Origin of the sequence: Sorangium sp. So ce295 (assembly GCF_051527405.1) — a bacterium.
Classification (GTDB): Bacteria; Myxococcota_A; Polyangia; order Polyangiales; family Polyangiaceae; genus Sorangium; species Sorangium cellulosum_B.
In genome coordinates this window covers 1201448-1215431 of record NZ_CP150324.1, presented here as the reverse complement: position 1 = coordinate 1215431, position 13984 = coordinate 1201448, and the positions used below count along the sequence as shown (strand labels likewise).

Here is a 13984-nt window from a genome sequence, read left to right as displayed (position 1 = left end):
TGGCCTCGATCACGCCTGGCCGCGCGCCGTGTCGGGGCGCAGGACGTACTGCACGTCGCGCAGCTCCGCGACGAGCGAGCCGCGGTCGTCGACGAACGCGATGTCGGCCTTCGTGCGATCGCGGGCCACGATCTGCCCGCGCACCACCGCGCGCAGCGGGCCGTCGGACGGCCCCTCGGCGAAGGTGTGCAGCGCGCCCACGGACATCGGGAGCGCCGCGCCGCCGAGCACGTGCTGCGTCCACAGCGTCGCGAGCTGCAGCCCGCCGTCGAGCGCCGCCGGATCGGTCTTCCACGGCTGGGCCACCCAGCCGGCCTCGCGGAGGCCCACGACCGTCCCCGCGATCCCGTCGCGGCTCACGCCGTCGAGCTGCCGGATCACCTGGAAGTCGCGGCCGTGGAAGAGCGTGCGGCCGTCGTACAGCTCGCCGCCGGCGGGCCACGGGCCGAGCTCCGGCGCGGCCGGGCCCTTCGGGGCCACGCGCCCTTCGGGATGCTGCATCTGGATGGTCGCCGCGTAGTGCAGCGCCCCCTGCGGCCCGCGCAGCTCCGCCGCGAGCACCGCGCCGTGGCCGTTGCTCACCTCGCGGCAGTCGACGCGGAACACCTCGCCGCCGGACTCGTACGCCGCGAGCTTGATCCCGCGAAGGACCCGCACGTCGCGGAGCTCGGTCACCACGAGATCCGGCCGGCACGCGCGCGCGGCGCGGGCGAACCACTCGAGCGCGATCACCACCGGCACCACGGGCACGCCGTTGATGGCGTGATCGCCGAGGTAGGGGTGCGTCGCGCGGTCCGCGCGGACGGCCAGCGCGACCCGGCCGCCGTGGCCCTGGGCCGCGAGCGCCTTCGGCTCCGCGCCGAGCACGAGCTCGACCGCGCCGGGCGGGGCGCCGCCTTGCCCGCGCGCGCCGCGATCACCCGAGGCGTCGCACAGCTCGTCGAGGAGCATCTTCGCGCCCGCGGCGATCGGGATGAGGGGCACGCCGAGCTGCGCGAAGTGGGCCTCGAGCGCCGCGTTCACCATGCCGCCTTGCCAGGGGCCCCAGCCGAGCGCCTTCACCCGGCAGCCCGGGCGTCGGGCTGCCTCGGCGGCCGCGACCTTGTTCAGGACCTCGTTCGCCATCGCGTAGTCGCACTGCCCCTTGTTGCCGCCGCGCGCGGCGATCGAGCTGAAGAGGACGATCGCCTTGAGCGGGTCGCCCGCGGTCGCGCCGAGCAGGGCCCGGAGGCCGTCGACCTTCGTGCTGAACACGCGATCGAACTGCTCGACCGTCTTCTCGGCGACGAGCTTGTCGGCGAGCACGCCGGCGCCGTGGACGATCGCCGTGACGGGGCCGAGGGCGCCGCGCACGCCGTCGAGCGCCGTGGCCACCGCCCGCGCGTCGTTCACGTCGACAGGGACGTAGAGGGCCTCGCCGCCGGCGGCGCGGATCGCGTCGAGCGTCGCGCGGACCTCGCGGTTTGCGAGGATCTTCGCGACGCTCCGGCCGATCTCCGCCGGGGTCATCCGCTGGCCCGCGGAGGTCGTCGCCTTGATGAGCGCCGCCTTGAGCGCGGCCTCGCCGTCGGCGCCGCGGCAGGCGGCCGGCTCGTCCTCGAGCGCGGTGCGGCCGAGCAGCGCGAACCGCGCGTGGCTGGCCCTGGCGAGCGCGATCAGCGTCGCCGCGGTGACGCCGCGGGCGCCGCCGCTCGCCACGACGACGTCGGACGGCCCGAGGGGGAGCGGCCCGGGCTGCGCGTCCTGCCGGACGCTGCGCGGGGTGGTGCGCCGGCCGTCCGCGCGCAGGCCGATCTCGAGCTCGACGCCGCCGGACAGGAGCTCCGAGGTGATGGCCTCCGCGAGCTCGCCGTCGGAGCGGCCGGCGCGCTCGAGGTCGATCGCGCGGCAGGACGCCTCGGGCCACTCCAGCGCCGCGGTCTTCACGAGGCCCGGCAGCCCGCCGACCCAGGCGCGGTCCGAGCCCGCGAGGCCGAAGTCGCCGCCGGTGTCCTGGACCGTGACGAAGAGGGCCGGCTTCGCCGCGATCGCCTGGGCGGCGAAGAACGCCTCGCGGTGGACGGCGAGCGCCTCGTCGGCTGCGGCCAGCTCGCGCAGGCCGCCGAGGAACACGGCGCCGCGCGCGCCGCGGGGCACGGCGGGGGCGTACTCGGCGGCGATCCCGCGCGCCGCGAGGGCCGCGACGAGCGCGGGACCGATCGCGTCGTGGCCGGTGACCACGAGGGTGCCTGCGTCGAAGAGGCCGGGCATCGCGAGGCCGGCGGCGGGCGCAGGCTCCTCGACGAGCGTCCACCGGCCGAGGGGCGCGGAGGCCGGCTCCTCGGCGGGCTCCGCCGGGGCAGCGCCGGCGGTGGCAGCGGCGGGACCGAGGCTCGCGCGGAGGTGGTCGACGACCTGCCCCAGCGTGCGCAGCTGCGCCAGCGCCGACGCGTCGACCTCCGCCAGCCCCGGCGTCCGATCGCGGACCGCCGACAGGATCTCCACCCGCTTGATGCTGTCGATGCCGAGATCGCTCTCCAGCTCCATCTGCAGCCCCAGCATCTCCGCCGGGTAGCCCGTCGTCTCCGCGACGACCGCCATCACCACACGCTCCACCTCGGCCGCGCCAGGGGCCGCGCCGGACGCGACGGCAGGCACCGCAGCGGCAGAGGCCTTCGCGACGGACGCGGCGCCAGCCGGACTGGCGCTGGCGGCCGGGAGCGAGGCGCGAAGGTGGTTGACGACCTGCCCCAGCGTGCGCAGCTGCGCCAGCGCCGAGGCATCGACCTCCGACAGCCCCGGCGTCCGGTCGCGGACCGCCGAGAGGATCTCCACCCGCTTGATGCTGTCGATGCCGAGATCGCTCTCCAGCTCCATCTGCAGCCCGAGCATCTCCGCCGGATAGCCCGTCGTCTCCGCGACGACCGCCATCACCACCCGCTCCACCTCGGCCGCTCCAGGCGCTGCGCCGGACGCGACGGCGGGCGCGGTGGCAGCAGGCGTAGCGACAGCCGGGCTGCCGCTGGCGGCCGGCCCGGCGGCCGGGAGCGAGGCGCGAAGGTGGTCGACGACCTGCCCCAGCGTGCGCAGCTGCGCCAGCGCCGACGCGTCGACCTCCGACAGCCCCGGCGTCCGATCGCGGACCGCCGACAGGATCTCCACCCGCTTGATGCTGTCGATGCCGAGGTCGCTCTCCAGCTCCATCTGCAGCCCGAGCATCTCCGCCGGGTAGCCCGTCGTCTCCGCGACGACCGCCATCACCACACGCTCCACCTCGGCCGCTCCAGGCGCCGCGCCGGACGCGACGGCGGGCGCGGTGGCAGCGGGCGTAGCGACAGCCGGGCTGCCGCTGGCGGCCGGCCCGGCGGCCGGCAGCGAGGCGCGGAGGTGGTCGACGACCTGCCCCAGCGTGCGCAGCTGCGCCAGCGCCGACGCGTCGACCTCCGACAGCCCCGGCGTCCGATCGCGGACCGCCGACAGGATCTCCACCCGCTTGATGCTGTCGATGCCGAGGTCGCTCTCCAGCTCCATCTGCAGCCCCAGCATCTCCGCCGGATAGCCCGTCGTCTCCGCGACGACCGCCATCACCACCCGCTCCACCTCGGCCGCGCCAGGCGCCGCGCCGGATGCGACTGCAGGCGCCGCGACGGCAGGCGCCTTCGCGGCGGGCGCGGCGGCAACCGGGCTGGCGCTGGCGGCCGGCCCGGCGGCCGGCAGCGAGGCGCGGAGGTGGTCGACGACCTGCCCCAGCGTGCGCAGCTGCGCCAGCGCCGAGGCGTCGACTTCCGACAGCCCAGGCGTCCGGTCACGGACCGAGGACAGGATCTCCACCCGCTTGATGCTGTCGATGCCGAGATCGCTCTCCAGCTCCATCTGCAGCCCGAGCATGGAGACGGGGTATCCCGTCTTGTCCGCGACCACCTCGAGGACCAACCGCTCGATATCGACACGCGGCGCAGCGGCGACCGCCGCCTGCGTTGCCGCGGCGGCCGCGGGCGCGGCGACGGCCTTGGACACTGCCACCGCCGGCGACGCGGCTGCGGCCTTCACAGCCGCAGCAGGCGCCGCTGTGGCAGCCTTCGCTGTCACCGCGGGCGCTGCGACTGCCACCTTCGCCGTCACGGCAGGCGCTGTCTGCGCCGGCAGCGCAACAGCCGTAGGGAGCTCCCCGCCTGCGCCGTTGAGGCCGTCCAGGGCCACGCTGCTCCTGCCCTCGCTGGAGCGCGCGGTCGGCGCCGCTGCAGGCCGTACGGACGCCTCCGAGACAGGCCCCACATGCACCGGGGCGAGGAGAACCGGCGCAGGCCGTACCTCGGACACCGTCGTCGGAGCGACCGGGTACGAAGCGCCGGTCGCCAGCGCGGCGAGCCCTGCGAAGGACGCCTCGGCGGCCTGAAGAAAGGCGATGTGGCTCTCGGCCATCGTGCGCTGGTACACGCTGTGGGCGTCCGCCGTGGCGCGCTGCGCCTCCTGGTACGCGGCCAGCCACGACGCGCTAGCCGCCGGCCGCGACGCGCTCACCACAGCCGTCGACGCGCTCACTGTCGGCCGCGGCGCGCTCACCACAGGCGCCGACACGCTCGCCACCACAGACGCGCTCACCGCCGGCTGCGACGCGCTCACTGTCGGCCGCGGCGCGCTCACTGTCGGCCGCGGCGCGCTCACCACAGGCGCCGACGCGCTCACCACAGGCGCCGACGCGCTCACCACCGCCCGCGGCGCGCTCACTGCCGGCGCCGACGCGCTCACTGCCGGCGCCGACGCGCTCACTGCCGGCGCCAACGCGCTCACTGCCGGCGCCGACGCGCTCGCCACCGGCGCCGACGCGCTCGCCACCGGCCGCGGCGCGCTCGCCACCGCCCGCGCCGCCTCCGGCGCCGGCTTCTGCGCCGCCCGCGGCGGGCTCGCCGCCGGCAGCGCCTTCGTGCCCCCCTGCGGCGGGTACGGCTTCCCGTAGTTGCTGCCGTTGATCTGCAGCGCCAGCTTCGGCTTCGGCAGCGCCCGCGGATCGCTCGGCGCCGCGAAGCCTTCCCACAGGACCCGCGCGTCCAGCGGCACCCCGGCCACGGCGAGCCGCGCCACCGCCTCGAGCAGGCTCGTCACGCCGTGCTTGCCCTTGCGGTCGAGCGCCACCGCCCGGTGCGGCCGGCCGCTCAGGATGTCGCCGACCAAGTTCGTCAGCACCGAGCCCGGCCCGACCTCGACGAACGTGCGCACGCCGTCCGCGTACATCCGCTCGATCTCCTCGACGAACCGCACCGGCTCCGCGAGCTGCCGCGCCAGCCGGTCGCGCGCCGCGTCGCCGCCGCCCGCGTACGGCTCGATCTCCGCGTTGCTGTACACGGGCGCCGCCGGCGTCTCGACCGCGATGCCCGCAAGGAACTCGCGGAGCGGCGCGCTCGCTTCCGCCACGAGCGGCGAGTGGAACGCCGCGGCCACGTCGAGGCGCCGCGCCTGGATCCCGGCGCCCTTCAGCCGCTCCTCCGCGGCCTCGATCGCCGCGACCGAGCCCGACAGCACCACCTGCTTCGGGCCGTTGTGGTTCGCGATCACCACGCCGCCGAGGCCGAGCGCCCGCACCTCGTCGATCCCCCGCGGGACCGCGATCATCGCGCCCCGCTCCGACGACGCCGCGCCCATCAGCTCACCGCGCCGCCGCGCCACGCGCAGCAGGTCCGCCGCGGACAGCGCGCCGGCCGCGTGCAGCGCCGTGATCTCGCCGAAGCTGTGGCCCGCGAACGCCTCGGCCCGCACCCCGAGCGCCGCGAGCAGCGCGAGGTGCGCGAGGCTCGTCGCGCCGATCGCCGGCTGCGCCCAGCGCGTCTCGCGGAGCCGCGCCTCCTGCGCCGCCCGGTCCTCGTCCGAGAACACCGGCCGCGGGAACACCACCTCGTGCAGCGGCGCGTCCGCGATCGCGACGCTCGCCGCCGCGTCCCAGGCCGCGCGGGCCGGGTCGAACGTCATGAGCGCGTCCGCGCCCATCCCGACGTACTGGCTCCCCTGCCCCGGGAAAAGGAACGCCACCCGCCCCGGCGCCTCCCCACTCGCGCAGTGCACGAGCGGCGCCGAGAGCGCCTGCTCCGGCCTCGCCTCGAGGTGCGCCGCCACCTGCTCGAGCTTCTTCCTGAGATCCGCCTCGTCCGTCGCGCACAGCCCGAGCCGCGCCGGCCTCGACGCGTCGAACGAGAGCACCGACTCCCGCGCCAGGAAGCGCAGGATCTCGGGCACCTCCGCCTCCTTCGCCAGCGCCCGCGCGCGATCCGCGAGCGCCGCCGGCGTGTCCGCCGACAGGAGGAACAGCTCCGCCGGCAAGGCCCGCACCCGCCACGCCTTCGGCGCCGGGCCCGTGTACTCCTCCAGCGCCACGTGGAAGTTCGAGCCGCCGAAGCCGAACGAGCTCACCGACGCCCGCCGCGGGTGGTCCCCCGGCCGGATCCACGGCCGCGCCTGGGTGTTCAGATAGAAAGCGGTCTTTTCTATCTCGAGCTTGGGGTTCGGCTTGTCGACCTTGATGGTCGGCGGCAGCACCTTGTGGTGCAGCGCCATGATCGCCTTGAACAGCCCGGCCGCGCCGGCCGCCGCCTTGGTGTGGCCGATCTGCGACTTCACGCTGCCGAGCGCGCACCACTGGCGATCGGCGCGCCCCGACTCGTCGAACATCACCCGCAGGCCCTCGAACTCGGCCGCGTCGCCGGCCTTCGTCCCGGTGCCGTGCGCCTCCATCAGCTCCACGGTCTCGGGGCCGTACCCGGCGGCGGCGTACGTCCGGCGGAGCGCCTTCGCCTGCCCTTCCGGCACCGGCGCGTACACGCTCTTGCTCCGCCCGTCCGACGACGAGCCGATCCCGCGGATCACCGCGTAGACCCGGTCCCCGTCGCGCTCGGCGTCGTCGAGCCGCTTCAGCGCCACCATCGCGATGCCCTCGCCGAGCAGCGTGCCGTCGGCCTTGTCGGAGAACGGCCGGCAGTCGCCCGACTTCGACAGCGCGGGCGTCTTGCTGAAGCACATGTACATGAAGGCGTCGTTCATCGTGTCGCAGCCGCCCGCGATCACGAGATCCGACTGACCGAGCGCCAGCTCGTTGATGGCCATCGACATCGCCGACAGCGACGACGCGCACGCCGCGTCGGTCACGCAGTTCGTCCCGCCGAGGTCGAGCCGGTTCGCGATGCGCCCGGCCACCACGTTCCCGAGCAGGCCCGGAAAGCTCGACTCCTGCCATGGCACGTAGTTGCCAGCGATCTTGTCGCAGGCGCGCTTCACCTCGTCCTCCGGATACCCGAGATCCCGGAGCGCCTTCGCCCACACCGGCCGCTGGATCCGGCTCACCATCGAGGCGAGCAGCTCCTGCGCGGAGGTGACGCCGAGGATCACGCTCATCCGCTCGCGGCTCATCGACTCGAACTGCCCCTGCGCCGCGTCCTCCAGGACCCGCTTCGCCACGATCAGCGCGAGCAGCTGCGTCGTGTCCGTCGCCGGCACGATCGAGGGCGGGACGCCCCACTCGAGCGGATCGAACGGCACGTCCTTGAGAAAGGCGCCGCGCTTCGCATACGTCTTGTCCGGGGCGGACGGGTCGGGATCGTAGTAGTCCTCGACCAGCCAGTGGGTGCTCGGGACATCCGTGATAAGGTCTGTCCCGGACAGGATATCGCGCCAGAAGCCGTGCGCGTCGACCGAGCCGGGGAAGATGGCGCTCACGCCGACGACGGCGATGTGCGGGATACGCGAAGACGAAGGGTGCATGAGGACCTCGGCAGGTGGTCAGGCGCTCAGGCGAGCGGGCGAGGAGTGAAGTGGAATGCGGCGCTCGGCACGGGGACGCCGTACGTCCGCAGCTGCTGCGCGCGCGTGACGACGGCCGCGCCCTCGAGCAGGTTGCGCGCGACCTGGACGGCGGTGCGGCTTGCCGGGTCCTCGAGGAACGACCCCTTGACCCAGCGGTTGAACGCGCCCATGGCCGGGCCGCACCAGATCTGGTAATCCGCGCGGCGCTTCGGGTCCCCGGCGATCGCCCACTTGCTGGACATGCCGAGATACCAGCGGAAGATCAGCGCCATCTTGTGCTTCGGCTCGCGCGCGGCGCGCTCGAGCTCGGCCGGGTCGCGCTCGGCGAAGAACCGCTCGCAGCCCGCCCACACCTCGTCGCACGACATCTGGAACAGCTCCCTCTCGATGCGCGCGCGCACGTCGCCGGGCAGCGACTCGATGGAGTCGTGGGCGACGTAGAGGTCGTAGAGCCGCTGCGCGCGGACACCGAACATCGTGCCGCGCTTGAGCACCTGGACCTGCACGCCGAGCTCGAACATGTCGGCGGCCGGCGTCATCACCACGTCCGGGAGATCGGCCTGGGCCAGCATCTTCTTGCCCTCGTCGGACAGGCCCGACTCGATGCACGACTGGTTGACCGAGCCCGTGAGCACGTACGCCGCCCCGAGCGCGAACGCGGCGGCGACCGACTCCGGCGTGGAGAGGCCGCCGGCGGCGCCGACGCGGATCGGCCGGTGATACCCGTACTTCGCCGCGAGCTCGTCGCGGACGCCGAGGATCACCGGGAACAGCGCGACGAGGGGCTGGTTGTCGGTGTGACCGCCGGAGTCCGCTTCCACGGTGATGTCCTCGGCGACCGGGAGGCTCCGCGCGAGCTCCGCCTCGTCGCGGGTGAGCCACCCGTTGCGAACGCAGGTATCGAGGATCTCGGCCGGCGCGGGCGACAGGAAGCGCGCGGCGACCTCCGGGCGCGAGATCTTCGCGAACAGGTGGTTCTTCCGGTCCACGCGGCCGTCGGGCAAGCGCTTGACGCCGCTGTAGGCGAACCGCACGACCATCGGGTTCAGGCCCATGTAGGCGGCCGCCTCGGCCCGCCGGACTCCCCTCTTCAGGTAGAGCTCCACCGTGTCGCTCTCTAACCTGGGCTGGTTCGGAGCGTGGATGAGGTTGCAGCCCCAGGTGGGGCCCTCCGTGCCGAGCTCCGCCGAGATCTCGTCGATCGCCTGCTCGATCCGGTGCAGCCCGAGGCCGGCGGCGCCGAAGAACCCCATCATGCCTGCCTTGGCCATCGCGATCGTGAGCCGCGTGGTGTGGATGCCGTTCGCCATCGCGCCGGCCACGTAGGGGAAGCGCAGGCCGTGGACCTCGACGAAGGAGCGGTCTCCGAGCCACTCCGGGTACAGGGCGGGCAGCGTCCCGAGGAGCGGGAACGTCGGGACGCCGTTGACCTGATCCTCGCGGAGGACAGCGCCGCCGCGGGACACGCCGACGCGCCCATCCGGCGTCTCACGCACCACGTGCACCGGCTCTCGCACGCAGGAGACGGCCTCCCGCAGATCTGTCGATGTGAACGCGGGGAGCCAGGGCCCGCTGCGCCAGATGCCGATCGGCTGGAGGCCGGCGCTGCGGATGACCTGCGGATCCTCAATCATGCTGAGCTGCCTCCTAATGACAAGCACGGCCTCTATAACACCCGTCGTGAGCGGCCCGCGGTAATGGTTCGGTCACGGCGCAACGGCGGGACGGACCCCTTCACCAGGCGATGAAAGCGCTTTCCCTCGGCTCCTGCGCGCCTGACGCGCCCCGTGACGCACCGCGCCTTTGTTTCGGGTCTGTCACACGCGCCGCAGCGCGGCGCTCACCGCACCGGCGACGGGCCCGTCGTTCTAAAGGGAGTAGCCACCATCGCTGACGAGGAGCGCGCCAGTCATGGTGGCAGAGGCGTCGGAGAGCAGGAACGCGATGAGCCCGGCGATTCGCTCGGCGCGCCGTGGGAGATACCGGCGTTCGCGACGACGTGGTCGAGCCTCCCGAAGCGCCCCTCGACAGCCGCCGCGATCTCGACCCACGCGGCCTCGTCCCCCACGTCGGCCTCGCGCAGCAGGAGCTCCGGCCCGCGGAGCTCGCCCGCGAGGGCGTCGAGCGCGTCGCGGCGCCGATCGATCAGGACCAGGCCGGATGCGGTCTGCGACAGCTTGCGCGCGGTCGCAGCGCCGATACCCGACGCCGCTCCGGTGATGAGCGCGACTCCCTCCACCATGGGCGTACCTCCTCTCCTGTAGCACGGCGGAGCCGCCGCGCGCAGGCGCCGGTGCAGAGCTGGTGGGGTTCAGGGCCAGTGGGACGAGGCCTGCGACGCGCAGGCCAGCGCCGCCGGGAGAGCTCGACGGGACCGACACCAGGCGCTACCACAGCGCCCAGCGGCGAGGTGAGCGGCAGATGCGACGCGCCAGCCTGCTCGGGCGTCATTTTACACGACCGCCCGCGCTCGACCGCGGCGTCCCGGTGCTGAGCAGGTTTGATGTCGCCCGCGCTCGCCTTATGCTCCTGTGACGATACGACGATGAGACGTCTCTACCGCCTCTCTGCCAAGATCAGCAGGCTCCTCACGGCCCGTCGGACGCGCGAAGCACGCGCGCAGACGCCCCGTGTGGCGCCGCCGGACGAGGCCCCGACTGGCACCGCCGCCCAGGAATGGACGCCGGCGCCCGTCGAGCAGCAGCAGGCGGTGCTCAAGTACGTCATCGCCAACGTCCCCCACGCCATCTTCTGGAAAGACCGTCACGGACGGTTTCTCGGGGGAAATCAGAACTTCCTCAACGACACCAACACGAAGGTGCTGGAGAACCTCGTCGGCAAGACCGATTACGACGTGTGGGGCAGCAAGAACGCGGAGTGCTTCGTGCGCATCGACCGGGAGGTCATGGAGGGCGGCACCCCGATGCTCGACGTCGAGGAGCCGCTGCTCCGCCCGGACGGCGAGCAGCGGTTCCTGCTCACCAGCAAGGTGCCCATCCGCGACGAACGGGGCGATGTGACGGGGATCCTCGGGATCTACGCGGACATCACCGAGCGCAAACGGATGGAGATCGAGCTCCAGAAGGCCAAGGAGGCGGCGGACGCCGCGGCCTGCGCCAAGGGAGAGTTCCTCACGGTGATGAGCCACGAGCTCCGGACGCCGCTCTCCCTCATCCTCGGACCGCTCGAGTCGCTCCTGTCCAGCCGGGACGAACCGCTCTCACCGCGGGTACGTGGGGACCTCGAGCTCATCCAGCGCAGCGGGCGGCGGCTCCGCCGGCTGGTCGACGATGTCCTCGATCACCAGAAGATCGAGGCCGGCAAGATGCAGATCGACTGGGAGGCCGTCGACGTCGGAGAGCTCGTCTCGGACATGGTGGAGGAGGCTCGCCCGGCGGCGGCGCGCGGCGGGCTCGATCTCTCGATTCACGTGGATCCCGAGCTGCGGAGGGTCCCCGCCGATCGGCGCAAGCTCGAGAAGATCGCGCTCAACCTGCTGGGCAACGCGCTGAAGTTCACCCCGCCTGGCGGGCGCGTCACCGTCGACCTGCGGGCGCTCGATGGTCTGTTCGAGCTCTCGGTCGAGGACACCGGCCCTGGCATCCCGGCGGACAGGAGACACCTGCTCTTTCAACGGTTTCAGCAGATCGACGCCTCGGCGACGCGAAAGCACGAGGGGACGGGGATCGGGCTGTCGCTGGCCAAGGAGCTCACGGAGCTCATGGGCGGCACGGTCGGCGTGGAGAGCGAGCCCGGGGTCGGCTCTCGCTTCTTCGTGCGGCTCCCGCGCGCCGCGGATTTCCTGGCAGCGCGGCGGGCGACCGCCGCGCCCGAGCCGCCGCGATCGCTCAACGGCGCGGGCACCTACGAGCCTCCCCCGTCGTCGGTCAACCTCCGCGGCTTCGAGGTGCCTCCGCCGCCCGCCGCAGGCGCGCCCCGCGCCGGCGGCCGCGCGGAGGGGCCGCGCGTGCTCGTCGTGGAAGACAACCCCGACATGAGATCGTACCTGGCGGACATCCTGTCGGCCGGACACGAGATCGTCCTGGCGACGAACGGCCGGGAAGCGCTCGAGTCGATCGCGGCGAAGCGGCCCGATGTCATCGTCTCGGACGTGATGATGCCGGAGATGGACGGATTCGAGCTGGTCCGGCGGCTCAAGGGGGATCCCGCGCTCCGGGACATCCCTGTCCTCCTCTTGACGGCCAGGGCGAGCGGCGCGGAGGCCGTGGGGGGGCTCGACGTCGGCGCCGACGAATACATGAGCAAGCCGTTCGACCCCCTGGAGCTCAGGGCGCGAGTCCGCGCCGCCGAGCGGCTGCACCGCGCCTATCTGGAGCTCGCGGCGAAGAACGGCGAGCTCGCGGCGGCGCTGGAGCGGCTCTCGGAGACGCAGCAGGAGCTGCTCCAGGCGGGCAAGATGGCGGCGATAGGGACGCTGGTGGCGGGGCTGTCGCACGAGATGAACAACCCGGTGTCGGCCATCCTGATGAACGCCCAGCTGCTGCTCAGGCGGCACCGGAAGGGGCACGGCCTGCCCGACGAGGCCTCGCTCCTGAAGGCGCTCAGCACCATCGAGCGGCAGGCGATCCGGTGCTCGGACCTCGTGACGGCGCTGCTCGAGTACGCGCGCGGCAAGCCGATCGGCCGGGAGCCGTGCGACGTGCGCGCGGCGCTCCGCCGCGCGGTCGACCTGTCCGCGCCGCGGGCGCGCGAGCGCAGGGTCCACCTCGAGACGGACGGCACCTCATCGGCGCTGCCCGAGGTGCTCGTCAACGCATCGCAGCTCGAGTCGGCCTTGCTCAACGTGATAGGCAATGCGCTCGACGCCAGCCCGCACGGCAGCGCCGTGGTGGTCGAGGCTCGCCCGCTGCCGCGCGGGGACATCCACGGCGTGGAGATCGACGTGCACGACCACGGCTGCGGCATCCGCGCCGAGGATCTGAGCCGCATCTTCGAGCCGTTCTTCACGACGAAGCCGCCCGGGCAGGGGACCGGGCTCGGGCTGTCGCTGACGCACCGGTTCATCGAGGAGCACCAGGGCAGCATCCGTATCGAGAGCGCGCTGGGCGAGGGCACGACGGTGCGCATGTGGCTGCCCGCGCGGCAAACGGAAGGGGCGGAGTGAGGCGAGGGAGCGGCGGATCGCGACCACGCCGGCCACGCGGGTCAGCTCGCGGGTGAGGCGCGGAGCTCCGCGGCGAGCGCCGCGCCCAGGGCGAAGAAGGCCGGACGGGCGGGCTCCGGGCCGCCGCCGAGCCGGCGCTCGAGCCGCGCCGCATCCCAGCCGCAGGCATCGTAGGTCTCCAGCGCGTGCCGGTCGCGCCTGGACAGCCGGGCCCTCGCGCCGCGGAGCGCTGCGGTCATGGCCGGCAGCACCGCGGAGAGCGCGCGGCCGGTCTCCCCCCAGTCGTCGAGCGACGATGGGCTCTCCAGCACATCGACGACGAGGCCCGTGAAGAACAGGCCGACGACGGCCTCGCAGAGGCGATCCAGCGCGCCGCGCACGGCGTCGTCGCCCATCGTCCAGAGCGCCGGGTCCGGGTTGAAGTAGCCCAGGAACGCTTGCAGCATGAGCATCGGCGTCTCGGGCATCAGGAAGCGGCGCTCGCCCCGCTCGCGCGACCGCCTGCGGAGCACGCGCATCATCGAGATCATGATCTCGCCGACCGCGAACCCCTGCTGCGCCTGCTCGGCGAGATCGTCGCCCATGTCCACCTCGACGCGGATCCCGGGGGCGAGCCGGGCGACGAACGAGATCCCGAGCGGGTGCACGAACAGCGTCCTCGTGGCGAGCATCTCGACGTCACGGAGGACATCGTCGGGGAGGACCGCCGCATAGGCGACGAGCGCGCGCTGGACCGCGCCGGTGATGAGCGGGTCCTCGGGCACGTCGTCGACCAGGTCGCCCAAGCTCATGATCGACTCCGCATGATCGCGGAATAGCACAGCTGGACCTGGACGAGGAGCGGCGCCCGCTTCGCGCCGAACGCCCTCGCTGCCGCCGGCGGCGGCGCGACATCCGATCTGTCATTTATTTGCGGCGAGCGATCTGTCATTTATTTGTGACGAGAGATCTCGTCATTTATTGATGACGAAGAGGGAGGCCACGGCGCCCCGCGCCCCCCTCGAGCCGACAGCGCACCGCATCAAGCTCGCCCTCGAGCCGGAGCTCGATCTGCGGCGCGCCCGCCGTACGGGCGTCCCTGTGTGGTAGCTT

At 73.3% G+C, this 13984-nt stretch carries 6 protein-coding genes; 2 read left to right on the top strand and 4 right to left on the bottom strand.

Annotation, left to right across the window (positions count from 1 at the left end; all coding sequences use genetic code 11):
* Positions 1-9 precede the first annotated feature (9 nt).
* The 3 genes from WMF11_RS04560 to WMF11_RS04550 form a co-directional block, all read right to left on the bottom strand.
* On the bottom strand, positions 10-7725 hold the full coding sequence (locus WMF11_RS04560; RefSeq protein WP_437976559.1) for an SDR family NAD(P)-dependent oxidoreductase: 7716 nt from the start codon (positions 7723-7725) through the stop codon (positions 10-12).
* Positions 7726-7751: 26 nt separating this feature from the next.
* Positions 7752-9401, bottom strand: a complete 1650-nt coding sequence (locus tag WMF11_RS04555; RefSeq protein ID WP_437976558.1) for a PfaD family polyunsaturated fatty acid/polyketide biosynthesis protein — start codon at positions 9399-9401, stop codon at positions 7752-7754.
* A gap of 275 nt (positions 9402-9676) precedes the next feature.
* Positions 9677-10009: an SDR family oxidoreductase gene (locus WMF11_RS04550; protein WP_437976557.1), complete on the bottom strand. Its 333-nt coding sequence runs from the start codon at positions 10007-10009 to the stop codon at positions 9677-9679.
* Positions 10010-10312: 303 nt separating this feature from the next.
* Here WMF11_RS04550 and WMF11_RS04545 point away from each other — a divergent pair, with 303 nt between their 5' ends.
* Entirely contained in the window at positions 10313-12892 is a 2580-nt protein-coding gene (locus WMF11_RS04545; protein WP_437976556.1) for an ATP-binding protein, read from the top strand.
* Between the two features lie 41 nt (positions 12893-12933).
* On the opposite strand, the gene WMF11_RS04540 is transcribed toward WMF11_RS04545, so the two are convergent.
* A complete protein-coding gene (locus WMF11_RS04540) occupies positions 12934-13683 on the bottom strand; it encodes a hypothetical protein (protein ID WP_437907164.1) in 750 nt (249 codons plus the stop codon).
* Positions 13684-13855: 172 nt separating this feature from the next.
* Here WMF11_RS04540 and WMF11_RS04535 point away from each other — a divergent pair, with 172 nt between their 5' ends.
* A complete protein-coding gene (locus WMF11_RS04535) occupies positions 13856-13981 on the top strand; it encodes a hypothetical protein (protein ID WP_437907163.1) in 126 nt (41 codons plus the stop codon).
* The last annotated feature ends 3 nt before the right edge of the window (positions 13982-13984 follow it).